This window comes from Enterobacter sp. S-33 (assembly GCF_028735835.1).
In the GTDB taxonomy this organism is placed as follows: domain Bacteria; phylum Pseudomonadota; class Gammaproteobacteria; order Enterobacterales; family Enterobacteriaceae; genus Enterobacter; species Enterobacter vonholyi.
On sequence record NZ_CP117838.1, the window covers coordinates 2,486,138 to 2,510,129 of the forward strand.

At 50.2% G+C, this 23,992-nt stretch carries 26 protein-coding genes and 1 pseudogene; 12 read left to right on the forward strand and 15 right to left on the reverse strand.

Annotated features, from left to right (window positions below):
• Positions 1-2: 2 nt before the first annotated feature.
• The 5 genes from PUP35_RS11770 to PUP35_RS11790 form a co-directional block, all read right to left on the reverse strand.
• A complete protein-coding gene (locus PUP35_RS11770) occupies positions 3-209 on the reverse strand; it encodes a hypothetical protein (RefSeq protein WP_274239608.1) in 207 nt (68 codons plus the stop codon).
• Positions 209-811 (reverse strand): DUF1367 family protein, encoded by a 603-nt coding sequence (locus PUP35_RS11775; protein WP_274239610.1) that lies wholly within the window; start codon positions 809-811, stop codon positions 209-211. Before PUP35_RS11775 ends, PUP35_RS11770 begins: the two co-directional genes overlap by 1 nt.
• Before the next feature lie 39 nt (positions 812-850).
• Positions 851-1,093: a hypothetical protein gene (locus PUP35_RS22005; protein ID WP_224065701.1), complete on the reverse strand. Its 243-nt coding sequence runs from the start codon at positions 1,091-1,093 to the stop codon at positions 851-853.
• 106 nt (positions 1,094-1,199) lie between these two features.
• Positions 1,200-1,424: a DinI family protein gene (locus PUP35_RS11785; protein WP_274239616.1), complete on the reverse strand. Its 225-nt coding sequence runs from the start codon at positions 1,422-1,424 to the stop codon at positions 1,200-1,202.
• A 369-nt stretch (positions 1,425-1,793) separates the two neighbouring features.
• The gene (locus tag PUP35_RS11790; protein ID WP_274239618.1) at positions 1,794-2,243 is read right to left on the reverse strand and encodes a VOC family protein; all 450 of its coding nucleotides are present in this window, start codon (positions 2,241-2,243) and stop codon (positions 1,794-1,796) included.
• 487 nt (positions 2,244-2,730) lie between these two features.
• Here PUP35_RS11790 and PUP35_RS11795 point away from each other — a divergent pair, with 487 nt between their 5' ends.
• Positions 2,731-3,912 carry a diguanylate phosphodiesterase gene (locus tag PUP35_RS11795; protein ID WP_274239620.1) on the forward strand — a complete coding sequence of 394 codons (1,182 nt, stop codon included), beginning with the start codon at positions 2,731-2,733 and terminating at the stop codon, positions 3,910-3,912.
• A 341-nt stretch (positions 3,913-4,253) separates the two neighbouring features.
• On the opposite strand, the gene PUP35_RS11800 is transcribed toward PUP35_RS11795, so the two are convergent.
• The 6 genes from PUP35_RS11800 to PUP35_RS11825 form a co-directional block, all read right to left on the reverse strand.
• The gene (locus PUP35_RS11800) at positions 4,254-4,472 is read right to left on the reverse strand and encodes a hypothetical protein (RefSeq protein ID WP_014832178.1); all 219 of its coding nucleotides are present in this window, start codon (positions 4,470-4,472) and stop codon (positions 4,254-4,256) included.
• 303 nt (positions 4,473-4,775) lie between these two features.
• The gene (locus tag PUP35_RS11805) at positions 4,776-5,225 is read right to left on the reverse strand and encodes a carboxymuconolactone decarboxylase family protein (protein ID WP_014832179.1); all 450 of its coding nucleotides are present in this window, start codon (positions 5,223-5,225) and stop codon (positions 4,776-4,778) included.
• Positions 5,226-5,501: 276 nt separating this feature from the next.
• Positions 5,502-6,188 carry a replication protein P gene (locus PUP35_RS11810; RefSeq protein ID WP_274239635.1) on the reverse strand — a complete coding sequence of 229 codons (687 nt, stop codon included), beginning with the start codon at positions 6,186-6,188 and terminating at the stop codon, positions 5,502-5,504.
• On the reverse strand, positions 6,185-7,102 hold the full coding sequence (locus tag PUP35_RS11815) for a replication protein (RefSeq protein WP_274239637.1): 918 nt from the start codon (positions 7,100-7,102) through the stop codon (positions 6,185-6,187). Before PUP35_RS11815 ends, PUP35_RS11810 begins: the two co-directional genes overlap by 4 nt.
• An 84-nt stretch (positions 7,103-7,186) precedes the next feature.
• Positions 7,187-7,738: a toxin YdaT family protein gene (locus tag PUP35_RS11820; RefSeq protein ID WP_274239639.1), complete on the reverse strand. Its 552-nt coding sequence runs from the start codon at positions 7,736-7,738 to the stop codon at positions 7,187-7,189.
• A gap of 2 nt (positions 7,739-7,740) precedes the next feature.
• A complete protein-coding gene (locus PUP35_RS11825) occupies positions 7,741-7,968 on the reverse strand; it encodes a transcriptional regulator (protein ID WP_096150114.1) in 228 nt (75 codons plus the stop codon).
• 102 nt (positions 7,969-8,070) lie between these two features.
• On the opposite strand from PUP35_RS11825, the gene PUP35_RS11830 reads away from it, so the two are divergent.
• From PUP35_RS11830 to ttcA, 10 genes and pseudogenes are all read left to right on the forward strand, one after another.
• Positions 8,071-8,454, forward strand: coding sequence for a helix-turn-helix domain-containing protein (locus PUP35_RS11830; RefSeq protein WP_032642421.1), 384 nt, complete (start codon positions 8,071-8,073; stop codon positions 8,452-8,454).
• Positions 8,455-8,532: 78 nt separating this feature from the next.
• Positions 8,533-9,390: a DUF7946 domain-containing protein gene (locus PUP35_RS11835; RefSeq protein ID WP_129344576.1), complete on the forward strand. Its 858-nt coding sequence runs from the start codon at positions 8,533-8,535 to the stop codon at positions 9,388-9,390.
• Positions 9,391-9,727: 337 nt separating this feature from the next.
• Positions 9,728-9,871 (forward strand): annotated as a pseudogene (locus PUP35_RS11840) (hypothetical protein); the annotation flags it as partial.
• Complete coding sequence (locus PUP35_RS11845; protein WP_274239642.1) at positions 9,864-10,028, forward strand: YdaE family protein; 165 nt, start codon at positions 9,864-9,866, stop codon at positions 10,026-10,028. The pseudogene PUP35_RS11840 and the gene PUP35_RS11845, both read left to right, overlap by 8 nt.
• Before the next feature lie 140 nt (positions 10,029-10,168).
• A complete protein-coding gene (locus PUP35_RS11850; RefSeq protein WP_274239643.1) occupies positions 10,169-13,330 on the forward strand; it encodes a RecE family exodeoxyribonuclease in 3,162 nt (1,053 codons plus the stop codon).
• 9 nt (positions 13,331-13,339) lie between these two features.
• Positions 13,340-14,425, forward strand: a complete 1,086-nt coding sequence (locus PUP35_RS11855) for a RecT family recombinase (protein ID WP_274239644.1) — start codon at positions 13,340-13,342, stop codon at positions 14,423-14,425.
• Between the two features lie 38 nt (positions 14,426-14,463).
• Complete coding sequence (locus PUP35_RS11860; protein ID WP_020882485.1) at positions 14,464-14,706, forward strand: DUF4060 family protein; 243 nt, start codon at positions 14,464-14,466, stop codon at positions 14,704-14,706.
• A 64-nt stretch (positions 14,707-14,770) separates the two neighbouring features.
• A complete protein-coding gene (gene xisR / locus PUP35_RS11865; RefSeq protein WP_014884030.1) occupies positions 14,771-14,983 on the forward strand; it encodes an excisionase family protein in 213 nt (70 codons plus the stop codon).
• A 1-nt stretch (position 14,984) separates the two neighbouring features.
• Positions 14,985-16,223 carry a site-specific integrase gene (locus tag PUP35_RS11870; RefSeq protein ID WP_274239653.1) on the forward strand — a complete coding sequence of 413 codons (1,239 nt, stop codon included), beginning with the start codon at positions 14,985-14,987 and terminating at the stop codon, positions 16,221-16,223.
• Between the two features lie 49 nt (positions 16,224-16,272).
• Complete coding sequence (ttcA, locus tag PUP35_RS11875; protein WP_274239655.1) at positions 16,273-17,208, forward strand: tRNA 2-thiocytidine(32) synthetase TtcA; 936 nt, start codon at positions 16,273-16,275, stop codon at positions 17,206-17,208.
• Positions 17,209-17,250: 42 nt separating this feature from the next.
• On the opposite strand, the gene dbpA is transcribed toward ttcA, so the two are convergent.
• From dbpA to PUP35_RS11895, 4 genes are all read right to left on the reverse strand, one after another.
• Positions 17,251-18,624 carry an ATP-dependent RNA helicase DbpA gene (dbpA, locus tag PUP35_RS11880; protein ID WP_274239656.1) on the reverse strand — a complete coding sequence of 458 codons (1,374 nt, stop codon included), beginning with the start codon at positions 18,622-18,624 and terminating at the stop codon, positions 17,251-17,253.
• A 27-nt stretch (positions 18,625-18,651) separates the two neighbouring features.
• Positions 18,652-18,834 (reverse strand): proline-rich small protein YnaL, encoded by a 183-nt coding sequence (gene ynaL / locus PUP35_RS11885; RefSeq protein ID WP_115875320.1) that lies wholly within the window; start codon positions 18,832-18,834, stop codon positions 18,652-18,654.
• Between the two features lie 273 nt (positions 18,835-19,107).
• Positions 19,108-20,091 carry a zinc transporter ZntB gene (gene zntB, locus PUP35_RS11890; RefSeq protein ID WP_111965070.1) on the reverse strand — a complete coding sequence of 328 codons (984 nt, stop codon included), beginning with the start codon at positions 20,089-20,091 and terminating at the stop codon, positions 19,108-19,110.
• Positions 20,092-20,245: 154 nt separating this feature from the next.
• Complete coding sequence (locus PUP35_RS11895; RefSeq protein ID WP_127731206.1) at positions 20,246-21,388, reverse strand: methyl-accepting chemotaxis protein; 1,143 nt, start codon at positions 21,386-21,388, stop codon at positions 20,246-20,248.
• 457 nt (positions 21,389-21,845) lie between these two features.
• On the opposite strand from PUP35_RS11895, the gene PUP35_RS11900 reads away from it, so the two are divergent.
• Positions 21,846-23,975 (forward strand): putative bifunctional diguanylate cyclase/phosphodiesterase, encoded by a 2,130-nt coding sequence (locus tag PUP35_RS11900; protein WP_274239661.1) that lies wholly within the window; start codon positions 21,846-21,848, stop codon positions 23,973-23,975.
• Positions 23,976-23,992 lie beyond the last annotated feature (17 nt).

Genomic DNA, 23,992 nt, shown 5'->3' on the forward strand with positions numbered 1-23,992 from the left:
GTTCACCCCCACATCCGGTTTCGCCAGCGGCTGTCCGAGCGCGCTGGTGTATTTGAGGTCGGCAAGAATGCACTGACAGTCCAGGTCACGTAATCCTGGTTTAGGCTGCGTTCAACTCGCACGCCGCGCGCTTTGTAACGCTTAACCAGTTCGTCGGCCTGTTCGGTGCTGCAGTCGGTATGATGGAACCAGGTCTTCTTCATCCCCATCACCCCGCAAAGCCAAGCAGCTGCGCGGCGACATTTTCTGCCTCATCACGACTGCGGAATGAACGGGAAAGGACCCAGCGCCAGAGAACATCGAGCGCAGCTTTGTAGAGCTGCTGAAATTCGAGTTCGTCCATGCTGGCAAACGAGATGCTACGAGGATGCTTTTTGAGTGTTCCGTCAGGCAACTGAATGGCATCAAAGTGCCCTGCCTCAACAATCACCCATGAACGGTAAGCATCGAAGGATTTGCACAGGCTAATGCCATTCGTGACGCGCCGGTAAGCAACCTGCTCAAGATACTGCTCAGCAGCATCGATTAGCGCGCCCTCATTCCCGCCATAAGAAGCCAGGAATTTAGCGTAGCCGGTAATCAACTTCTTCTCGTTACTCGAGATAGCCCCGCCGGTTGGTTCCCAGTATTCGAAGCCAAGATTGAGAAGTGCGAAAAAGCGCCGGTGGAATGCCGGGTTACGTACCCGCCTGAACTCGGCAACAAGCACATCGCCGAGCCGAGTTTTGGATTGAAGGATATAGCTGGTCTCGGGCGTAGCCGGGATCAGTATTCCTGAGTGGTGTTTAATAAGTTGTAATTCTAGCGCCATGGTTCTCTCCGTGGCGCATCAGGTATAGGTTGTTCAGGCCTATGAAAGAATAATATCAGACGGTGGTGTAACTCGGTACCCCAACCGTTTTGCAAATTGCATAAATCCGTTGAGAGTGAATATTTCTTCCTCTTCGAGTAACGGTCTTAATGAAACTATTCCATTTACTCGATAAACCAGATATCTCCCTTCCGCTGGGAAGCTATAGATAACTGCTTTATCGGCCCTTCTGACCACGTCGTACCATTGATCATCTGCATTAAAGGCATCTGCACTACACACTATTTCCCCCAGAGCGACTTATTGACGCGGTAAACAGTAATCGGGAACAGCCAGGGGAACGCAAACAGCGATACTCGTTGAAACTGCTCCAGTGAAATTCACGCGATTAATAGAACCACTCGCCCGCGCTTTCCCAGGTCTCCTGCACGATATGTTCGACCTCTTTCTTGTCACCCCCGAAAACAGTCAGCCCATCATGGCTGGCACGCTTGATCGTTAGCTGACAATTATCGAACTGCTTGCTGAGCCTTTTGAGCAATTCTGACTCGAGTGCAGGTATAGCTCCATCAGGAAGTTTCTTCATGCGATCAATGGTTAACTCGATTTTCATTTTTCCCTCCGCAATGAACAACTGTATGTATATACAGTGCATTTATAAACGTATCTCACGGATTTTGCAACGATTAATGAGTGTTAGGACGACGGAGCGCTTGCAGGCTTGTAGGTATCTGTTTTATGGACGATATGGGAGGAATCTCGGATTTGGTCGTCAAAAATCAATAGTTATGTTGAATAGTTTTAAGTGGAGTTTTGTGCAGTTTCGCTACAAGATTTTGGTTTTGAGGTGAAATTAATAAAATGAAAATTCGGAAAGGCTATTATGGAGCTTGCTGTTATTGAGAAAAAAAATTAGTCAGCAAGCTCTGAAACGACATGAAGCATTACCAAAGCGTAATGTGATCCAACCGATTATCGAAATTCACTGAGATGCAGGCACTCTATCATCCTGACGTAAAGCCTCGATCCCGACTTTCTGACCATAAGAAAGTTCAAGTGTATTGCCATCGGGATCAGCGAAGAAGACATAATAACCTACCGGTTCGCCTGCCTGAGCCGGTTCTTTTCGCAAGATGCCTTCCATTCTGGCCATCGCTACCTTATTGTCGATTTCTTCAATGCTTGAACAAGCTACTCCCAAGTGACCAAAATTACCTAAAGGGGTGTCAGTCACAGCATCAACCTGAACAAGGACAAGCGCAAAAGGGCGAGTTCGGTCACTTAACCATGCGACTTTACGTGCCTCCGGAAGGTCAGGCTCTCGCCTGTGTACGACTTCCATGCCAGCATAACGGACGTAAAAATCGATACTTTTTTCCAAATCTCTAACAACAAACGCAACGTGCGTAAAACCGACATCAATCTCTTTCATTAGGCTAATCCTTTGACTATCTCCAGAATCGCCATCTTAAAAGCTCAAGTTAACTTGAGGTCAAGAGCCTTTCAATTAATGATTTTGCTGGATTTCTTGCACGTATTGTTCAATGTCGTTCAGGGTTGCAGCCTATGCTAACTAACTCCAGCAAAATGAAGATAAGGCCCGCTACACACAGAAGAAAAGATAAAGTTAAAGCCGCAATAAAAACCATTCGAAACTCCATGTAATCATTTTCACCACCAAAATCTTAGAATCAATTTTTACTTTGTCACGTGCGCATACCAGGCAATTTTTATGTTGCAGAGCCAAACATATCTCGCGGGCTTTAACCACGATTATTGAATGGTTTTTTGTGAAGCATTTTACTCTTCATGGACAATTTTAATGTTACCGGACTCTTTTTTGTAAATTTTTCAGTTAAATAGCCCTAACTGACCTTTCGCATGCTACTTTAGTAGAAAATCCTTTAAAGTGTGCAACTATGCTTACCACTCTCATCTACCGAAGCCACCTGCGAGCTGATACACCAATTCAATCCATAGTTGACATGGTTAGTGAAGCCAATTCCCGAAATGAACGTGCGGGGGTAACTGGTGTTTTACTTTTTAATGGCGTTCATTTCTTCCAGCTTCTGGAAGGAGATGAAACCGCTGTAAGGCAAATCTATAAAAAAATTTGTATGGATGCACTTCACTTTAACATTGTAGAACTCTTATCCGATTATGCCCCCTATCGACGATTTGGTCGCTCAGGCATGGAATTAATTGATATAAGACTATTTAGTAAAGAAGAGTGTCTGGACAGGGTCCTTCAACGTGGAACAACCAAACATAAATTGCTTTACAACGACAGAGCATTACGGTTTTTCCGTACATTTATAGATTCTGCTGAGACAGACAGCTATTATGAACTTCCTGATAGATACAGTTGGTTTTTTTCATCCGATCAAATAAATGTATCATCGGTTGATCCCGATATTATCGAAGACATGCATGCAGTTATAGACCCTCTGGCTGCTCAAATTCATTCTTTTGTCTTGAGTGCAAAATCAGATAAAGACGATATAAAAGCCAATAGTTTATTTTTTGATTTGGAATCGAAGAGAGACTTGTTAAAAATCGCAGGGAGTTTCATTACCTCTTCACAACGAGTATCACTAACACTCCTGCCTTTAACCTTACTGAGGGTGCCTGATGCGATTGAAATATTGCTCGATTATATCAGAGAAAGTAACTTATACCCAGAACAAGTTATAGTTGAGTTTTCAGAGAGCGAAATAATCCCTGAAATTGATGAGTTCGCGCATTCAGTGCAGATACTCAAAAGTTGCGGATTAAGCGTTGCTATTAATGACTTTGGTATGGGTAATGCAGGTTTATTGTTTCTTTCGAAATTCCAGCCTGAGAAGCTCAAAATACACCCGCAACTGATACACAATATACATAAAGAAGGTTCCAAGCAGGCTATACTCCTAAGCTTAATCCGCTGCTGTGAACTTTTGGAAATAAGAATCTGTGCTACAGGAGTCGAGCAGACAGAAGAATGGATGTGGCTCGAATCCGCTGGGATATTTTGCTTCCAGGGCAATCTTTTTTCAAAATATGATAAAAATGGATATTTGAAGATCTTCTGGCCAGAATCTAATGAATTCAGCGAATGTTAAAAAGAACTTGTAGACTTATTACTTTTTCATAGGATTAACGCAGTCATACTCGGTGGGTGTCAAGCTGGAAGCGGGTGAACTAATACATAGGGAAAAGTCAGCGGGCCCGGCGGGTGCAAAGGCAATGCTTCAGTACTCAGTAAGATGCGGTAAACCGAGCAGGCTTAGATTGTTGGCCTCATTTTCGCTCACAGGAACCAGTTCATCTCTATCCCCTCCCACCAGCATTGATCCAATTAAATTTGGCTCTAAAAGCTCAGCTGGTATCGAACGGTCAGCGATACTTGCGCAGCAAACGTGCCGCGCATATACAGTGCTGGCTTACCTTTTATCAAACGTGCTCACGCCTGCATACCCTTCCCCCTTGCGATGTTAATTCTGTCAATGCATTCCCTTAATGCTTTGACTTGCTCAGGGGTAAGTTCAGATTCATCGATTGTGGCCAGAAGAGCGTTGAGGGAGCGCTCAATATCGTTTTTAGTCAACCGTAAACAGATAACCTTAACCCAACGTGGCGAGAACTTGCTGAGGCCGATTGCTCTTGTGATACGTAGTTTCATGAGATGCCTCTTAACCGCCAGTGGTGGCGATTTCAAACTCGCTTATAACACACGTGGAGAAGACTTATGTGATTATTTCGCCATAGAAATTTCTAAGGGTCGTTTCACTTGAGGACAACCAGGCTTTCAGTAAACGCCTAAATTGGTTTTCCAGCATGTCACACAAGCGCCTCGTCATAACCCGAAGCGGCTTATCAAGTGAAGGTAGTTTTTACGGTCATGCACAGGCTGGGATGTCATTTGTGTGCCAGAAGCAGACTTTAATATAGCTCCAGAGTCCCTTATGGGAGCTATTTACATCTGTCAAGCTTTAGCAAGCGGCTTCATTCGAAAACTAATACCCATACGATTAATGGCATTCATGGTGGCAATAACAATGGTAAGTTCAACCAAATCTTTTTCACCGAATACAGAAAGCGCTGCGGAATATGCTTCATCGGAAGCATGTGTTTCACTAACACGGGTAACTTCTTCCGCCCATGAGAGGGCAGCTTGCTCTATATCCGAGAATAAATAGGTAGCTTCTCGCCAGACAGGCACCAATACAATCTTTTCGACGGACATGCCACTCTTGATAAGATCGCGAGTATGTATATCTATGCAGTGTGCACAACCATTGATCTGGGAAACTCTTAAAAAAATTAAATGGATCAGCTCGGCAGGTAAACCTGTACCAGTAGTGGCGTAATGATGGAGCGCTGCTATAGCCTTGCCACCTTTATCGGAAACTTGAAACCAGTTTGGACGCTTCATCGTTATTTCCACCTTTTTGAGTTGTTTAAAATAAAAAGATGCCTCACAGAATCGCTACGACTGAATGACAGAATTTAAATTAGTACGTCTGCTCAGACGTTGTAATCTTAACCATTGATGTCATAGATAAAAGAGACAAAAAATGAGTAAAACGGTAGGACAATTATGGGATACCTCATGCAGTAAAACTGGATAACAATTTTTAAAAGCAAACGCTGAGTGTTGATAAAATCCACGGTAGAGTCCGCTTCTCGCTCATAACAGACCATTTCCTCACTATGCCCTGCCATCTGCTTTCATCCGTTGATATTTAGCTTTCAAAAGCTCCGCCGGTGTCGGCCCTTTCGGAGCAACTGGAGCAGCCAACGCCCGACGAATAGGCGGAATCGGCTTCCCGGCTAGCACCCGCTTTTCCCACCTATCCAGAATATCACCGGCCTCACGCTCAAGCTCTTTGTGACTGAGTTGGCCATCAGTTCCGCGACGCCGCAGCTCGAGGCAAATGTGATAATAAACCGGCTTAGGCCACGGATACTGCTCACTGCTCGGATACCGGAACACAAGCTTGCGCCACTTCCAGTATTCAGCCATAACGTCAGCGGTGGTGATCCCCAGTACGCTGCGCCCTTCCCTGCACCACCTGATAAACTGGCCTGGCGAAGGCAGGAACGGACGCTCCTGACGGCGTACCAAGCGCATGCCTGCTTCAACCTGTTCCAGGGTGGTGATCCCGTTTTCTTTGAAGGCCAGCACCCACTGTCGGCGGATCTCATTCACATCCTCTTGGCTGCGATTAACCAGGCTTGCAGGGAACGCGGCCGCCAGCTGCACAAACAGGCCGTTGATAATCTGCGCTACCTGCTGTGTGTGCTCACGATCGCTGTACTGTTCGGGCATTCCATGTGCCACGCGGCGAGCCTGTTCCCGGTCAAAATTGCGAATGCTCTCGGCAAGGTTTTTCATTCCAGCACCCCGTCAATCCAGTCGGTGTTATGCAGGTCGATGCTTCCCCGGGATGGCTTTGCCGTTCCGGTTGCACGCAACCGCTTAGTGGTGAGCTGATCCCACTGCTTTCGCAGACTCGAGGGGCTCAGGATGTTGTCTTTCCAGAATTCATCCCGGTTGGCCCACTGGAACAGGTCACAGATTTCGTAATGAGTACGCTTGTCCTGGACACGCATCAACCTGATGGTGTTTGCCCATTCAGCCCAGTTTGGCTCAGATAGCGATGCGTTGACGGTGAGAAGCCTGTCGTAAATCCAGCGGGCGGCTTTGAGGTCGTCAGCGGATCCCCATGATTGACCTGCCGGGGTGTATATCCCGGCGGCAGCTTCTGGATGGCGTGAGAGAAACTTTTGAGTTTTCTGGTTTCGGGATTCGTCAGAATTCCGAGACGAGGATATTTTATTATTGTTCTTGTTATAGTCTTGGGTGTCTACCGTTTCCGGGAAGGTTTTTCCCGTTTTCGGTAACACTTTTCCCGATTTCGGGAAGACTTTTCCCGTTTTCGGTTTGTCTAAAATCCAGGCGGAAAGGTCAGTATTTATACCGACCGTTTTCATCACGCCCTGCTTCTGACTGAAGATAATTTTGCGTTCAGCGAGCGATTTGAGCGCATCAGAAACATGCGAATCACTCAGCCCTGTAAGCTCGGCGATAACCGTATTTGTAACCCGGTCCTGCTTCTTGTTCCAGCCGTAGGTAAGCCAGATCACCGCTTCAAAACACTGCCACTCCCGGCCTGACATTCTCAGACGAGGTTTGAGCTGTTGGATCTCGTTAGCGACCTTGGTATACCCGTTCGACAGGTCGGCCATACGACCTCCCGGTTGTTCGGTTCTGTGGGGGAAATTGATAATTTCAGCTGTGTTTGACATACTTAGCTCCGCAATTACACTCCGTTTTTGCACCTGAAAGTCGGTTCTGTTAGCGCAGACCGGCTTTCGCCTTTTCTGAAGTCTTCACACTGCCCCCAGCATGGTTGTGACCATCGCCAACAGCGGCGCCGTAAGGTCCGGATCGACACGGAACATTTCATAAATCCCCTCGCCTAACTCCTTCAGTTTTTCCTTCTTCGGTGCATCGAGCATCAGAGCTTGCTTCGCCTCACTCACCTCTTTCTCCAGCCTGGCCATTCGGTAGGCAAAGGAGTCGTTTTTAACGACGCGGTCGCGGTACCGAAGCGGTAATACAGACATGATCGCGGGCACCAGCTGTTCGACGTTCTTTCGGTAAGATGCGGAGTCTTCTTTGTTGTCCAGCCAGCGAAACAGCTTCACGTTCCAGACATCGGCCTGGCCTGAGAAGTCCACGCCATTAAGCTGAAGTTCTTCTGCCGCTTCTTGGATCTGAAGAGCGACAGCTATGCGCCCTTCTGCCGCTGCCCAGGCTCGGACCGCTGAGCAGATATCACGATGATTTATATCCTGCGTTGCCGGTTCACTTTGATGACACGTGAATATCAGTGGGTTAGAAGAAGCTCTGCTACTCTGTTGAAATGAAAAAGTTTGCATTGTTAAGGCTCCTGTTTAGGTAAACCATCAGTGGGATTTGGATAGAGATCTGGGCGTAGTTCGTGGGGGGTTACACCTGTCATCTTGAAGATAGGCAGAATGTGAGTGGGCGGGACGACCCCATGATCACGATTTTTCCAATGACTAACAGACATACTCGTCACGCCAAGTGCGAGACTGAGCTTTCTGGCTGATCCAGCTGCTTTAATTGCTTTATCGAGTGCGGACATATGCTTCTCCTGCTAATTGATAGCAGAAGTAAACCATAGATTTACAATCCTTGCAAATTCAAGATTTATTGCGCGTATAAACCAAATATTTACAATGACCCTATGAGAAAAGAAGAACCCAACCAAGTTTTGGTACAACGACTTTCTGAGATCACCGATCGTGGTGTCACCAAAGCAGACATGGCACGTATAGCCGGAGTCACCCCTCAGGCCGTTAACGGCTGGTTCAAAAAAGGTGTTATTAGTAAAAAGTCGGCGCTGGCTATTGCCGACGCTGTTGGCATTTCTGTCGCTTGGCTACTCGGTGAAGACGTTGGAGAGAAAGATGGGCTCAAGCCGGATGAGCAGCGCCTACTGGAGCTTTACCGTCAGTTGCCCGAAGAAGAGCAGAAAAACATGCTCCGCATCTTTGCTATTCGCCTGAAAGAGCTTGATGAGCTTTATGAACGCTACTTGAAGGGGCGGATTCGGTCACAGGATCAGTGAAGAATCTATTCAGCGGGTAATGGGCATCAGCATGTCTTAGCACAGGAAGCTTAGCAAATTATTTGACAGGATTATCAGATGGATCATATTCGAGACAATACGATTACCCTCCGATTTGATGGTAAAGACGCTGAAAATCACGAAGTTGAATTAAATATTCTAGGTGAATCTTTTCAGGGTTTTGCGAAGATTTTATCTACAGCAGGTAATTTTGCCGTAACTCAAAAGTATTACAAAAGATCCGATCTTCAAGAGGTTAAGGTGTATGCCAGAGATCCTCGCTGTAATTGTTTTTCGATAGATGCTGTTACAAGTTTCGTATCTCAACAACAATTGTTCTCTGGGTTAGCCGCCGCTATACTTCCTTTGCTCATACAGTACATTTTTTCTCGTAACGCTCAGAAAAAAGAGGAAATGAAACACTTAAAAGATTCCTTGGACAAGGCAATTGAGGCCTTGGGAAACAAAGACAAAGACACCATTCAAGGATTGCTTAATGTGATCGATAAGATGGCGACTGAGTTGCGTCCATCTGTTCGTCAAGCCGTTAGCCCTATCGGAAATACCTGCTCAACAATCAGCATAAAAGCAGGAGAAGGAATTTCTCCTCTTGTCATAAATGAAGCAGATAAAGAGATAATTGATAGGCTTGAGGATGATGAAGTTATTCCCCTCAGAGAATACCAAGTTTTGATTACCGAATTTGACGGTGTAAAAAAAACAGCGAAAATTGTTTTCCTGGGTGACGAGCAAGCCAGAAGAATTACTGCAGAAATCAGTGACCCGGCAGTGATGAAAAGAGATAATCCATACATCACAGCACTACAGGCATTTATGCATGCACCCAACGATTCTTCAGCCAGTGTTACAGTTACCGCCAAGGCAGTAGCCAGAAAAGGTGCCATAAGTAAACTATACATAATGGATATCAATTAATTGCCCTATCACCCGGCCGTCGCGCCGGGTTTTTTATATCCTCACTAATCAACTCTGTCGTCTAGCTCCATGCCGAACCTATTGTGCCCGTCCATCGAGTCGGTTTTTTTTGCCTGCACTTCGTCAGCTACCTCACAAAAACCCTAAATATAAACCGACGATTTACAATCCTCAAAACCACTGGTTGACACAGCTATAAACCAGTGATTTAATCTCTTTCACCAAGACGCACTACGAACCACCAAGGCAGGACGCCCACGAAGTAGCCGCCGACGGCATACGAATAGTCGGATGAGGTGGAGAGATTAACGCGCATCAGGTGTAAACGTTCCGCTAGCCGGCGATAAGGCAAACGAGGGTGAGAATGATTGATTTCGCACGCAAACCAGGACGGCAGCAGGCCGTAAAGCTGAACTTCTTCGAGGTGATTCTTCGCCGCCTGTGCTATCTGCTGGCGCAAAAGGGGAATCCGAATGTGTAACTCAACGAAATGCGGGTACTGCGGCAAGCCGGTTAAACCGGGGGAAGTAGTCAAAAGTACCCTTCTCTATCGCAACGGCGCACAGCTGGCGCGCAAAGAAAAAGAATACTGCTCTGAACGTTGTGCTTCGTACGACCAGATGGCACACGAGGCATAACGTAAAAGCCGCGCAAGGCGGCCCGTACGTCCGGTGCTCCCGACCAAAGTTACACCGGAAAACTACTTAAAAAACCAAAGTTCACCCAATGGGCGCTATCTCTGGCCCGGGGATCTTACATCCAAAAAAGAGGATCTCACATGGAATTTTTCTATGTAGTTAAGGCTACGCAGAAATCAGGCAAAGATGATGCAGTGATTTGGTTCACTGCTAAATCAGAAGCCCGTGCCAACCTGCAGCTCGATGTTGAGCTGGAAGATGCCGGTATTGAAACCGGCCGCGGTAAGGATTATGCCAAACCAGTTCGCACCGATTTCCCGGTGTATAACGACCTGCCGGAAGAAAGCACCGTGGATTACACCTGGTGCAAACGCTACGAACTCCAGGATGATGGACGCACCTGGCTACCAAAGGCTGGAGCTGAATCTACTGGAGCCGTGGACAACACTGGCGCACCGGAAACGACCGTTAAAGTCGAAACTACCGTTGACAATGTCCCGCTTGAAAACCGCACTCCAGCGGTCCGTTTTGCCGTCCACCTGACCAGCGACAAATACCAGTCACATATCACTAAAGAGCAGCAACTGGCTGCCAGCGAAATGTCACTGGATGAAGGCAACACCTATCTCCATAACCTGCTGCTGGCGAAAAACGGCATTCCAGAAGTTGCCGAACTCAGCCTGAACGCTGAGTGGAAACTGGTTCAGGCGATAAAGCAGGTCTTCGCGCCGGATGAAACGCACGAAGCTGAATTTATCGCTACATTCATGGCTGACTGGGCGAGAGCAGATGCCGGCGATCGCAATCAGTTAGTTGAAGAGTGGAGAAGCGGAAAGCTTGCTCTTCTCAAATCAGAAAGCACCAGCGACGCCGACGTTACAACTGGTCATGATCTCAAACCTGATAACGGTATCCAGATTGACGAGAATGATGACGAAACCACACGTTATCCAGTCGTTCGTATGCCCTTCCGCAAGCAGCTACTCGCCCAGTTCACCGCCGACGAACTGCGCCACCACTTAACCCGCGAAGAATACGAAGGTATCAGCGCGCTGGAGATGGACACTGACAACAGTTATGTCCAGAACCTGCTGCTGGCGGCAGAAAACTGCGAAGAGGTGAAGGGTTACGATACCAAAGACCTGTGGCGCTATACCGACGCCATTCGCAAGGTGTTCAGCCAGGAGAAGCGCCACGAACTCGCTTTGGTTCTCCGTTTTACCCGAATCTGGGCGGCGACTGATTATATTGACCGCGGCATTCTCGTTCGCGAATGGGCAGCCAGTAACCGCATTAGTAATGTTCATCGCACCGATTCTGGTACCAATGCCAACGGTGGCTATGTAACGGATCGCGGCGAAGGCGCGCACCACACTCTGGACACTCTCGATCTTGAAATCGCATGTGCCCTACTGCCTATGGACTTCCACCACTTCGAAATTCCTTCGAGCGTGTTACGACGTGCCAAAGAAATCGTGGCTAAGAAAGAAGAACCATGGAAATCATGGAGCGCCATCCTGCGTAATCAGCCCGGCGTACTGGCGGTGAACCGTGCGGCAATCTTCAATCTGATCCGTATCGCACCAGAGAACATCCACCACACGCCAGCGGCTCATCTTGAGTTTGTGAATAAAACCATGACAGCTGAGTTTAACTCTGCTGTGGAGTTACTGCCGTTACCAGCTCCTGCTGTTGAGACCGAAGCCCAAGTTGAACAACCGGAGGTTGCAAATCTCGGCAGCGGCATGTTCTCCATCGAAGGCCTGATGGGTGGAAATACCGCTCAAGTCATCAATACCACCTCAAATGAAGTCGTAAAAACGGAAAACACAGCGGAGACCACCAGCGATGTGCAGATGGAAGCGGCTAAGCCAGAGAAAGACGAAGATGTTGGTTCGGTACCACCGGGCGAAAGCACTGATGCAGCTAATTCGCAGACAGATTCCGTAGAAGCAGACCAGTTGCAGGAAACAACAATTGACGTTCAGGAATCGAACCCAGAAGTGGAGTTCCCTGCAGACTTCGAACCTGGCCGATACGAAGGCCTACCGAATGACGTTTATCACGCAGCGAACGGCATTAGCTCAACCCAGGTGAAAGATGCCCGCGTCAGCCTGATGTACTTCAACGCGCGCCATGTGGCTAAAACTATCCCGCGCACAGCATCCAAAGTGCTGGACATGGGGAACTTGGTGCATGCCCTTGCATTGCAGCCGGAAAACCTCGAAGAAGAGTTCAGCGTAGAGCCTGAGATCCCAGAGGGTGCTTTCACCACCACCGCAACTCTGCGCGAGTTCATCGACGCGTACAACGCCAGCCTGCCGGCACTGTTGAGCGCTGACGAGATTAAAGCGTTGCTTGAAGAACATAACGCATCCCTTCCCACTCCAGTGCCGCTTGGCGCGAGCCTGGAAGAAACGGGTCAAAGCTATATGGCTCTCCCTGTTGCGTACCAGCGTATTGAAGAAGGCCACAAGCAAACGGCAACGTCGATGAAGGCATGCATCAAAGAGTACAACGCCACCCTGCCCGTACCGGTTAAAACCAGCGGCAGCCGTGATGCGTTACTCGAGCAATTAGCGATTATCAATCCTGATTTGGTCGCACAGGAAGCGCAGAAACCGACGCCGCTGAAAGTGTCTGGCACCAAAACGGACATGATCCAGGCAGTTAAGTCGGTTAAGCCCGATGCCATCTTCGCCGACGAACTGTTGGATGCCTGGCGCAACAACCCTGGCGAAAAGATTCTGGTTACCCGCCAGCAGTTGGCCACAGCGCGGGCAATTCAGTCTGCACTCCTGGGGCACCCGACCGCCGGCATGCTGCTGACACATCCAAGCCGCGCCGTTGAAGTGAGCTACTTCGGTTTTGACGACGAGACCGGATTAGAAGTGCGTGTACGCCCCGATCTCGAGATTGAACTGGACGGCGTGCGCATCGGTGCTGACCTGAAAACCATCAGCATGTGGAATGTGAAGCAAGAAAGCCTGCGCGCCAGGCTGCATCGGGAAATCATTGACCGGGACTACCACCTCAGCGCGGCTATGTATTGCGAGACCGCGGCGCTGGACCAGTTCTTCTGGATTTTCGTCAACAAAGACGAGAACTACCACTGGATCGCCATCATTGAGGCATCCACCGAACTGCTGGAACTGGGCATGCTGGAGTACCGCAAAACGATGCGCGCCATCGCTACGGGTTTCGACACGGGCGAGTGGCCAGCGCCGATCACTACAGATTACACAGATGAACTGAATGATTTCGACCTGCGCCGCCTCGAAGCGCTGCGCGCTCAGGCTTAAGGGGGATTTATGCTTAACACTAACGTTACCGTTGCCGACCAGAACACCGTTATTAACTCCAACGTGGCTTTGTTCGATTCCCAGTATCTGAACGCCATCAGCACGTTCGCACAGATCATGGCGCAAGGAACCGCGACCGTTCCTAAACACCTTCAGGGTAATCAGGCCGACTGCATGGCTGTAGCAATGCAAGCGGCACAGTGGCAGATGAATCCCTTTGCCGTGGCGCAGAAGACGCACCTGATTAATGGTGTACTCGGTTACGAAGCGCAGCTGGTTAATGCCGTGATTTCGCGCAGCGGCGTGCTGGCCAGCCGATTTGAATATGACTGGTTCGGGCCATGGGAAAAGGTCGTTGGAAAATTCCATATCCGTAAAGGCGACAAAGGCGAGTACCGCGTCCCGGGCTGGACCCTGGCTGACGAAGCCGGGATCGGCATTATTATCCGCGCAACCCTGAAAGGTGAAGATCAGCCAAGGGAACTCGATTTGCTGCTGGCTCAGGCCCGAACCCGAAACTCTACCCTTTGGGCTGACGACCCCCGCCAGCAGCTGGCATACCTGGCCGTCAAACGCTGGGCGAGACTGTTCTGTCCGGATGTGATTCTGGGCGTTTACACCCCTGATGAGCTCGATGATCGACGAGAAGAACGAGAGGTAAACCCTGCACCGGCGCAGCACGTTAGCCTTGCAGACATTTCAGGTGACAACGTCACTACCACTCAAACGGCTCAGGAATCAGCTCAAAACATCGATGCACTTGCTGATGATTTTCGTGACCGCATCGAGGCGGCTCAGGATGTGGATAGCGCTAAAGCTCTGCGCGCAGATATTGAAACCGTGAAAGCAACGCTGGGTTCTGCCCTGTTCACTGAGCTGAAAAACAAGGCCGTGAAGCGTTATTACCTGGTTGATGCACGGAACAAAGTCGAAGCAGCCATCAATTCCTTGCCACCTTCAGATGAACCCGATGCAGCTGCGCGGTTCGCAGAGGTAGAGCGCGTTCTTGCATCGTCTAAACGCCATCTGGGCGACGAATTGCATGGTCAGTTCAGCATCACCCTGGCGGATATGAAACCGGAATACGTGGACTAACGAGATCGGGAGGGGAACCCCTCCCTTAAGGAGAAGAAATGCGGCTGATTAATCGAGGCAGTAAGCAATCCCCTTTGGCTCGCCAGGCATGTGAAATCGCACTCGCAGCCCACCAGCAAAGATACGGTGACTATGGGCGCAGCAAGATGAAAGAGACTTATACGGTGAGAGTGGAAGGCGTGAAGGTCTGGGTTGAAGTGGTCAACTGCAAGGCAAGCTACGTGGCCACAGCAATGACCGGCATGCGCCGACTGCGTTCCCTGCCCGGCCAGGCAAACTGAAACTGAAATATCAACGACTACAGACCGGCATATCTATACTCATGCCGGTTACCTGAGGTAAACCATGTCGCAGGTAATTTTTAACGAAGAATGGGTTGTTGGCGCAAGACTCACAGAAAAAACAGGCCTGACCGAACGACAGATTGAGAAGTATCGCCAGGGCTGTTGGGTGGAAGGTGTCCATTTTAAACGGGTTTCTCCTTCCGGAGAAAAAACCTTGCGTGGCACAACCTGGTACAACTATCCGAGAATTAATCAGTTAATAAGGGATGCGTAAGATGGCAGCTTTGCCTACAGGTGTCGAAATCAGAAACAATAAGATTTGTATCTGGTTTATGTACCGGGGAAAGCGTTGCCGCGAAATTCTCAAAGGTTGGATTAACACCCCGGCGAACATCAAAAAAGCCGGGAATCTCCGGGCTGTGATCGTTAGTGAGATCAACCTTGGAGAGTTTGATTACCACCAGCGCTTTCCTTCATCGTCCAGAGCAAAAAAAACCGTAACCACTGTTTCAGTTCAAACCTTTTCAGAGCTGTGTGAACTGTGGACGAGCATTAAAGAAACCGAAATTAGCGCGAATACCATGCGTAAGACGCGCTCACAACTCGGTACGTTAATGCACATCATTAACGGAGATACGCCTGTTTCAACTATACGCCACAGCGACATTCTGAAATACAGAAAGGAGCTGTTGAACGGTGAGACACTTTACTTGGCAAATCCCAGAAGTAACAAACAGGGACGCACTGTGCGTACCGTGAACAATTATATATCGCTTCTGTGCTCCCTTCTTCGGTTTGCACACAAATCTGGCTTTATCAGTGGCAAACCCTTTGAAGGGATCAAGAAACTACACAAAGGGAAAGTAAAACCGGATCCTTTAACGAAGCAGGAGTTTAGTTTGCTTGCGGAATCCGAGCGTGGCCAAAGCCTCAATATGTGGACGTTCGCAGTTTATACCGGTGTCCGTCATGGAGAGCTCGCAGCTCTTGCCTGGGAAGATATCGACTGGGAAAAAGGTACGGCTCATATACAGCGCAATCTTAATGCCTTGGGCATGTTCGGCCCACCAAAAACCGAAGCAGGTAACCGGGTTATCACCCTTTTAGAGCCGGCACTTGAAGCCTTGAAAGCACAACGCAAGCTGACGGCACTGCAGCCTAAAACCGAAATTGTCTTTAATCATCGCGAGTATGGCGCAGTGGAATATCAAAGCCTGCGATTCGTTTTCATACCCCGGATGCGCAAGGGCAAACAGAAAGCCTACTACTCTTTATCGAGTATCGGCTCCAGATTTAACGCAGCTGTAAAACGTGCTGGTATTCGCCGCCGGAATCCGTACCATACGCGGCATACTTTTGCCTGCTGGCTGTTATCTGCCGGCGCTAACCCGTCTTTCATAGCCAGCCAGATGGGGCATGAAAACGCGCAAATGGTCTATGAAGTCTACGGTGCGTGGATTGAAGAAATGAATGGCGAACAGGTGCTGATGCTTAACGATAAACTGGCACGCTGAAAAATTTTTGCCCCTATTATGCCCCTATTGGCTCCGAAGGTAGTAATAAATGCAAGAAAATCAATCAAATACAAAGAAAGAGCAATACAACCTCAACAAACTGCAAAAGCGACTGCGCCGTAACGTGGGCGAAGCCATTGCAGACTTCAACATGATTGAAGAAGGCGACCGCATCATGGTTTGCCTGTCAGGGGGTAAAGACAGCTATACCATGCTGGAGATCCTGCGTAATCTCCAGCAAAGTGCGCCAGTGAATTTTTCCCTGGTGGCGGTCAACCTTGACCAGAAACAGCCGGGTTTCCCGGAGCACATTCTGCCGGAATACCTCGAAAAGCTGGGCGTTGAGTACAAAATCGTCGAAGAGAATACCTACGGCATTGTGAAAGAGAAAATCCCGGAGGGGAAAACCACCTGCTCACTCTGCTCTCGCCTGCGCCGCGGCATTCTGTATCGTACCGCGACGGAGCTGGGCGCGACCAAAATTGCGCTGGGCCATCACCGCGACGATATCCTGCAAACGCTGTTCCTGAACATGTTCTACGGCGGCAAGATGAAAGGCATGCCGCCTAAGCTGATGAGCGATGACGGCAAGCACATTGTGATCCGCCCTCTCGCCTACTGCCGCGAAAAAGACATTGAGCGTTTTTCTCAGGCGAAAGCGTTCCCGATCATTCCATGTAACCTGTGCGGCTCTCAGCCGAACCTGCAGCGTCAGGTAATTGGCGACATGCTGCGCGACTGGGATAAGCGTTATCCGGGTCGTATCGAAACCATGTTCAGCGCGATGCAGAATGTCGTCCCTTCCCATCTCGCGGATGTGGAGCTGTTCGACTTTAAAGGCATCAACCACGAGTCAGAAGTTGTGAATGGCGGGGACCTTGCGTTCGATCGGGAAGATATTCCCATGCAGCCAGCGGGCTGGCAGCCGGAAGAAGATGACAGTCAGTTTGAAGAGCTGCGTCTGAACGTGCTTGAAGTGAAGTAAACGATTAGCGTCTCAGAAAAACCGTCTGAGACGCTTCATTCTTTATTTCAGCAGACGTACGCGACAGGTTTTACCCTTAATTTTCCCGTTTTGCAGCTGCTTCCATGCCTTAAGGGCAACCTTCTGGCGAACCGCGACATAGACATGCGCCGGATGGACCGCAATCTTACCGATATCCGCCCCGTCCAGCCCCACATCCCCGGTCAGCGCGCCTAATACGTCACCTGGACGCATCTTAGCTTTTTTACCGCCATCAATGCACAGCGTCGCCATTTCAGCCTCCAGCGGCACAAGGCTAACGCCGGCCGGTGCATTCACCCAGTTCAGCTTAATCTGCAGCATCTCAGAAAGAATATTGGCGCGCTGCGCCTCTTCAGGTGCGCAGAAGCTGATGGCCAGTCCGCTGTTTCCCGCGCGCGCGGTACGGCCAATACGGTGCACGTGTACTTCAGGATCCCATGCCAGCTCAAAGTTCACCACCAGCTCAAGCGATTTGATATCCAGACCGCGTGCAGCGACGTCGGTTGCGACAAGAACTCGGGCGCTGCCGTTAGCGAAACGAACCAGCGTCTGATCGCGATCGCGCTGTTCCAGATCGCCATGCAGCGACAATGCGCTCTGACCGGCGGCATTCAGAGCATCACAGACCGCCTGACAGTCTTTTTTGGTATTACAGAACACCACGCAGGATGCAGGCTGATGCTGGCTCAGCAATTTCTGCAGGAGCGGGATTTTACCCTGCTGAGAGGTTTCAAAGAACTGCTGCTCGATGGCGGGCAGCGCATCAACGCTGTCGATTTCAATGGTGAGTGGATTTTTCTGCACGCGACCACTGATGGCGGCGATAGCTTCGGGCCAGGTCGCAGAGAACAGCAGCGTCTGACGATCGGACGGTGCGAAACGGATCACCTCGTCAATCGCATCGCTGAAGCCCATATCCAGCATCCGATCGGCCTCATCCATGACCAGCGTTTGTAACGCATCCAGCGAGACGGTGCCTTTTTGCAGGTGATCCAGCAGGCGTCCGGGCGTGGCGACAATAATGTGCGGCGCATGCTGGAGTGAATCACGCTGGGCGCCGAACGGCTGTCCGCCACAGAGGGTTAAAATCTTGGTGTTGGGCAGGAAACGCGCCAGGCGACGCAGTTCACCCGCGACCTGGTCTGCCAGTTCGCGGGTCGGGCACAGCACCAGAGACTGGGTCTGAAAAAGCGCCGCATCGATATGCTGCAACAGGCCAAGGCCAAATGCCGCCGTTTTCCCGCTGCCCGTTTTCGCCTGTACGCGCACGTCACGGCCCTCGAGGATGGCGGGCAACGCGGCCGCCTGAACAGGCGTCATCGTGAGGTATCCCAACTCGTTGAGGTTAGCGAGTTGGGCGTCGGGCAGAACATTCAGGGTAGAAAAAGCGGTCACAATTGTCTCTCGTGGTGATCTTAGCGGTCAGATGGCGCGTATCCTCGCAGATCTCGCGGTCCGATGCGACAATTTAATCGGTTCTTCATCGGGCGGCGGGTCGGGCATTGGCTGCGGACGCGGTATGGGATCGGGCATGGGCACCGGATCGGTGGGGATGGGATCGGATTGACGTGAATGTTGCAGTAGCAGAGCGTAAAGGATGCTCATCATTCCCTCCAGAATTGGCTGTCATCCCTTTTAGGGTAGACGCTGAGAATCAGGAGGCAAAAAAAAGCCGACTATGAAGTCGGCGTCGTACGAATCAATTGTGCTATGCAGTAATTCAAAAAAGGAAGTAAGACAATATGGAGCGCAACGCCCATCGCTTGACGTTGCATTCACCTGCGGGAGTAATATTGCACCTTACGGGGTAGATGTTTATTGACTTCGCTCAATTAAAAGAGCGTTTTAATCCCGGAAAAAGAGGAAAAAAGCGTAAATTTACAGCCATTTACTACGATGCAACCACCATGCAACACCCCCAATCAAAACAACTAACATCACGCAAAAGGCCGTAAAGCCGTAGCGATAAGCGCCCCCCGGAATACCGCCCAGGTTGACGCCAAACAACCCGGTCAGAAACGTGCTCGGTAAAAACACCATCGCCATCAGGGACATCGTATAGGTTCTTCTCGCCAGAGATTCCTGCATTACCTGCGCGATTTCGTCTGCCATCACCGCCGTTCTGGCAATACAGGAATCTATTTCATCCAGCCCGCGGCCCAGCCTGTCGGCAATATCCTGCATTCTGCGTCGCTGATCGTCATTCATCCAGGCGAGCCTTTCGCTGGCAAGGCGCGCATAAACGTCGCGCTGCGGCGTCATATAGCGGCGCATCACAATCAGCTGCTTACGCAGCAAGGCCAGAAAACCGCGCGGCGGGATCTGCTGATCGAGAAGGTTATCTTCCAGGTCGATGATTTTGTCGTGCAGCTCTTCGATGAACTCGCTCGCGTGATCGGTAAGCGCGTCGCACACGTCCACCAGCCAGCTGCCGCAGTCGGTTGGCCCGGTGCCCTCTTTCAGATCGTTGACGATGTCATCCAGCGCCAGAACTTTTCGCTGCCGGGTGGACACAATCAGCCCATCGTCCATGTAGACACGCATCGCAACCAGCTGATCCGGGCGTTCATCCGTGCTGCCGTTAATGCAGCGTAGGGTGATCAGCGTCCCGTCACCCATTCGGCTCACGCGGGGCCGCAGGCTTTCACCCGCCAGCGCATCGCGCACGTTATTAGGCAGGAGTGGAGTCGAGGCCAGCCAGTCAGCGCTGTCCGTATGGGTGTAGTTCAGATGTAGCCAGCAGGGATGCGCGCTATCGATCGCATCATTATCTTCCAGCGGTCGCGCACCGCCGCGACCATCCAGCACCCACGCAAAAACTGCGTCAGGAACGTTAAGTTCAGATCCTTTAATGCTTTCCACAGCGCCTCCGCCTTTTTAGCTCTATCGTTGTCAGTCTAGCCTCCATCAGGGCTTAATCAACAACTATGTTTTCCATCGCGCTGAAATCGCTCAGGAAATGAACATGCTGGCAAGAGGCAAAAAAAAGCCTGGCACGCCAGGCTTTGAGGTTGAATCAGAGAGAGTGTTCTGGCCGGTGGAGGAAGGATGGCGAGCCGCCAGGTAATGAGGAAGAAGAGTTCTGGTCAAGTCTGAAATTGCGCGTTCTGGCCTGCAGCTCAATCACCTGATTACGCAGTACATCAGAGGAGCCGTTGAGTTCCTCTGCCATTGCCACATTACTTTGCGTGACCCGCTCCAGCTCCGATAGCGCCAGGGTAATCTGAGAAATGCCTTTCTCCTGCTCTGACGTCGACGCGGAAATTTCGTCCATTAAGCGGCTGACATTCCCCGAACCCGTTACGATTTCATGCATATTTTTCTCTGCCTGTGACACAACGCTGGCTCCCTGCGTGACGTTACTGCTGGTGACTTCAATCAGCGTTTTGATATTCTTCGCGGCCTCTGCGCTGCGGTGTGCCAGGTTTCTTACCTCTTCCGCGACCACAGAAAAACCCTTGCCATGATCGCCCGCCCTTGCCGCCTCAACGGCCGCGTTGAGCGCGAGAATATTCGTCTGGAACGCAATGCCGTCAATGAGCGAAATAATCTCCGTCATCTGCTGCGCACATTCGGTAATGGACTGCATATTGCTGGCGACCTGTCCCATCAGCTCACCGCCTTTGCGCGCCTGCAGCGTCGCCACATTTGCCTGCTCGCTCGCCAGACGCGTGTTATCGGCATTGTTTTTGGTGCTCGCGGCCATTTGCTCCATGCTGGCTGCGGTTTGCACTAATGATGCAGACTGCTGCTCGGTTTTCACCGAAAGCTGAGCGCTACGTTGCGAGAGTTGATCCGATAAGGTCATGGCGGTTTGCGATGACGCCCTGATCTCACGTACAAGCGTCGCAATATTACCGGAAAGGCTATTGATCCCGGGGATGAGTCGGCCCGCACAGTTATTGCCAAATTCAGGGATAGATACACCAAGGTTGCCTGCTGTCACCTCTTCAATACTTTTCTTCACCGTATTGATCGGCGTCACAAGATACTTCGTCATGTAGACCCAGAGCAAAAATAGTGCAACGAAATTGATGGCATTAAGCGAAATAAAGAGAGAGGGATTGCTGGAAAATAGAACAACGACACCTGCACTTACCAAAAAAAGAGATAAAAGGAACCCGATAATAAAGGTCCTGACACTAATATTTTTTAGCATGATAATACCCACGTTTTATATTTAAGTCGGCACTTAGACTTATAGCATTGGCCCAGAAGTTTTTCATCGCAAACAACGCTTGTTTTTTGTTTCGCCGCTAGCATCCTGAGATTTACCTTAAGTCAGATTAAAAGAGCGTATTAGTAAAAATGTTCTACTCAGCATGCTGCAATACTGGTTTCCAGCCATGTTAAGCGATAGTATCGCCCGCGGTGAGACGATACGATCGCACTCATATTTAAGGAGCTTTGCTACTGTTATTCGTTCTTGTTTAGCAATGCTTAATACATTAACAAAAAGAATATATTTTATATTCTTGATGAGTTTTAGAGTATTAATATGACTGGTCATTATTCACGATAAATAACTAATATGGTTTGAATGCGCATGTTCGTTGCCCGATAAAGATGTACCCGGCAGGCGAAATCGGTAACCCTCTCAGGCGTGGGATTGCATAATGCTCAATATATCGTGGGACCCTGTGTTAATCGCTATCTCTTATCTGGTGGCGTTTATTGCCTCATTTGTGGCGCTGGACAGCGCCGGAAAGATCCCTCTCTCCAGCCGAAAGGCTGCACTCTTCTGGCGGATTGCCGGTGGGGTCACGCTGGGTATTGGCATCTGGTCGATGCACTTTATCGGCATGCTGTCGATGCAAATGCCCATGATGATGAGCTACGACCTCTGGTTAACCCTTGCGTCACTGGGCGTCGCGGTGGTTGCGTCGACAACGGCGCTTAATATTGCCGTCACGGGTAAAAAACTTTCCCCTTTTCGACTGATCTTTGCCACGACGCTCCTGAGCGCTGGCGTGGTGTCTATGCACTATATCGGTATGGCGGCCCTGATGCTGGATGGCAGCATCATCTGGGATCGCAGCCTCGTAGGGTTGTCCGTGGTTATTGCGGTTGTTGCCTCAGGTACGGCGCTGTGGCTGGCTTTCCGACTGCGCGATAAACATAAAGGCGTCTTTATCGATCGAATTATCGCGGCCTTCGTTATGGCTGCCGCGATTTGTGCGATGCATTATACCGGCATGAGCGCCGCGCAATTTCAGGAAATGGCGCATGCCGTCCCCGGAGGGATCGGTGAGCTGGGTTTATCCATCTGGGTTTCAGTCACCACGCTCTGCCTGCTCGGCGTGATGTTAATCATTTCACTTATCGATTCTCACCGGCGCACCAGCCGGCTGACGGATAATCTGCAGCAGCTCAACCGTCAGCTAGAGCTGCAGGCGCGTTTTGATGCGCTCACCGGGCTCGCAAACCGCCACCAGATGGATCTCCGTATGCAGGACTGTCTGCGCAGCGCGCTGCTGAGCAAGAAGCCATTTGCGGTTATTTTCCTGAACGTCGATCACTTCAAACGCGTTAACGATACGTGGGGTCACAGCGTCGGTGATGAGCTATTGATCGCTGTCGCGCAGCGCATCACGGCAAGGCTCATGCGTGAGATGACCCTGGCAAGACTGGGAGGAGACGCCTTTATCCTGCTGGTGCCTGAATGTGATAACGACAAGCTCAGCGCCCTGCTCACCGCGCTGCTTGAAGATGTACGACGCCCTCTGTCGATATGCGGACATACGTTAAGCACGACGATCAGCGCGGGCGTCAGCCTCTATCCTCAGGATGGCGAAACGCTGCATGAGCTGAAACTCAAGGCGGATGCAGCTTTACACCGCGTCAAGGAAGATGGCCGTAACGGCTGGGCGATTTACCGGGCCGAGATGTCAACAGCGATCCCGGCGAAACCCGGCTTTCTGCAGGAACTCTCGCAGGCGCTTGAACGGGATCAGTTTGAACTATGGTATCAGCCAACCTGGCATGCGGGAGAGAAAACGATTCATGGTTTTGAAGCCCTTCTGCGCTGGCGACATCCAGAGCAAGGCGTTGTATTGCCCAATCTGTTTATCCCCTCGCTGGAACAAACAGGCTTAATTATTCCGGTAGGTAACTGGGCCATTGAAGCGGCATGCCGACAGCTTCATTTCTGGACTGAACAAGGGTTCAGCCAGTGGACGTTGTCGCTCAACCTATCCCCCGTTCAGTTCGAACAGCCGGACATTTTCCAGATCATCTCGTCGATGCTGGAAAAATATAACCTGCCTCCGTCCCGACTGATCCTGGAGGTAACGGAAAGCACCGCGCTTAAAAATCTCGACCGCAGCATTGAGTTGCTTAACGCGTTTAATCATGCGGGGATCGTCGTCTCGATTGATGATTTTGGTACGGGCTATTCCAACCTGCTGATGCTTAGCGTGCTTCCCGCAAAAGAACTCAAGATCGACAGAAGCTTTGTCACATCGATGCTGGGGAATGAAAAAAGCTACAAGCTGGTCGAGACCATAATCAGTATCGCCCGGACCATGGAGATGAATGTGGTGGCAGAAGGGATCGAGACGGAAGAACAGCAGGCGGTTCTCACCCGTCTCGGCTGCGATTACCTGCAGGGGTATCTTTTCTCCCGGCCCTTACCTGCCGAACAGGTACCGTGGCTACTGCTGCAGATAAACTCAGACAAACAGATTATCCCCATTAATAAAATTCAAACGGACCCCGCATTTATTTCACAAAAAAATCATGCCTGACGGGGTTAAGTGGAGTA

Coding starts and splice junctions, on each gene's coding strand:
- PUP35_RS11785 (WP_274239616.1), bottom strand. CDS start 1,424: ATGAAAATCGAGTTAACCATTGATCGCATGAAGAAACTTCCTGATGGA.
- PUP35_RS11775 (WP_274239610.1), bottom strand. CDS start 811: ATGGCGCTAGAATTACAACTTATTAAACACCACTCAGGAATACTGATC.
- ttcA (WP_274239655.1), top strand. CDS start 16,273: ATGCAAGAAAATCAATCAAATACAAAGAAAGAGCAATACAACCTCAAC.
- PUP35_RS11825 (WP_096150114.1), bottom strand. CDS start 7,968: ATGTCCGCACTCGATAAAGCAATTAAAGCAGCTGGATCAGCCAGAAAG.
- PUP35_RS11805 (WP_014832179.1), bottom strand. CDS start 5,225: ATGAAGCGTCCAAACTGGTTTCAAGTTTCCGATAAAGGTGGCAAGGCT.
- PUP35_RS11860 (WP_020882485.1), top strand. CDS start 14,464: ATGCGGCTGATTAATCGAGGCAGTAAGCAATCCCCTTTGGCTCGCCAG.
- PUP35_RS11850 (WP_274239643.1), top strand. CDS start 10,169: ATGGAATTTTTCTATGTAGTTAAGGCTACGCAGAAATCAGGCAAAGAT.
- PUP35_RS11870 (WP_274239653.1), top strand. CDS start 14,985: ATGGCAGCTTTGCCTACAGGTGTCGAAATCAGAAACAATAAGATTTGT.
- PUP35_RS11895 (WP_127731206.1), bottom strand. CDS start 21,388: ATGCTAAAAAATATTAGTGTCAGGACCTTTATTATCGGGTTCCTTTTA.
- PUP35_RS11770 (WP_274239608.1), bottom strand. CDS start 209: ATGGGGATGAAGAAGACCTGGTTCCATCATACCGACTGCAGCACCGAA.
- PUP35_RS11810 (WP_274239635.1), bottom strand. CDS start 6,188: ATGAAAAACCTTGCCGAGAGCATTCGCAATTTTGACCGGGAACAGGCT.
- PUP35_RS11795 (WP_274239620.1), top strand. CDS start 2,731: ATGCTTACCACTCTCATCTACCGAAGCCACCTGCGAGCTGATACACCA.
- PUP35_RS11815 (WP_274239637.1), bottom strand. CDS start 7,102: ATGTCAAACACAGCTGAAATTATCAATTTCCCCCACAGAACCGAACAA.
- PUP35_RS11855 (WP_274239644.1), top strand. CDS start 13,340: ATGCTTAACACTAACGTTACCGTTGCCGACCAGAACACCGTTATTAAC.
- PUP35_RS11790 (WP_274239618.1), bottom strand. CDS start 2,243: ATGAAAGAGATTGATGTCGGTTTTACGCACGTTGCGTTTGTTGTTAGA.
- PUP35_RS11830 (WP_032642421.1), top strand. CDS start 8,071: ATGAGAAAAGAAGAACCCAACCAAGTTTTGGTACAACGACTTTCTGAG.
- PUP35_RS11845 (WP_274239642.1), top strand. CDS start 9,864: ATGTGTAACTCAACGAAATGCGGGTACTGCGGCAAGCCGGTTAAACCG.
- ynaL (WP_115875320.1), bottom strand. CDS start 18,834: ATGAGCATCCTTTACGCTCTGCTACTGCAACATTCACGTCAATCCGAT.
- PUP35_RS11820 (WP_274239639.1), bottom strand. CDS start 7,738: ATGCAAACTTTTTCATTTCAACAGAGTAGCAGAGCTTCTTCTAACCCA.
- PUP35_RS11900 (WP_274239661.1), top strand. CDS start 21,846: ATGCTCAATATATCGTGGGACCCTGTGTTAATCGCTATCTCTTATCTG.
- xisR (WP_014884030.1), top strand. CDS start 14,771: ATGTCGCAGGTAATTTTTAACGAAGAATGGGTTGTTGGCGCAAGACTC.
- PUP35_RS11800 (WP_014832178.1), bottom strand. CDS start 4,472: ATGAAACTACGTATCACAAGAGCAATCGGCCTCAGCAAGTTCTCGCCA.
- PUP35_RS11835 (WP_129344576.1), top strand. CDS start 8,533: ATGGATCATATTCGAGACAATACGATTACCCTCCGATTTGATGGTAAA.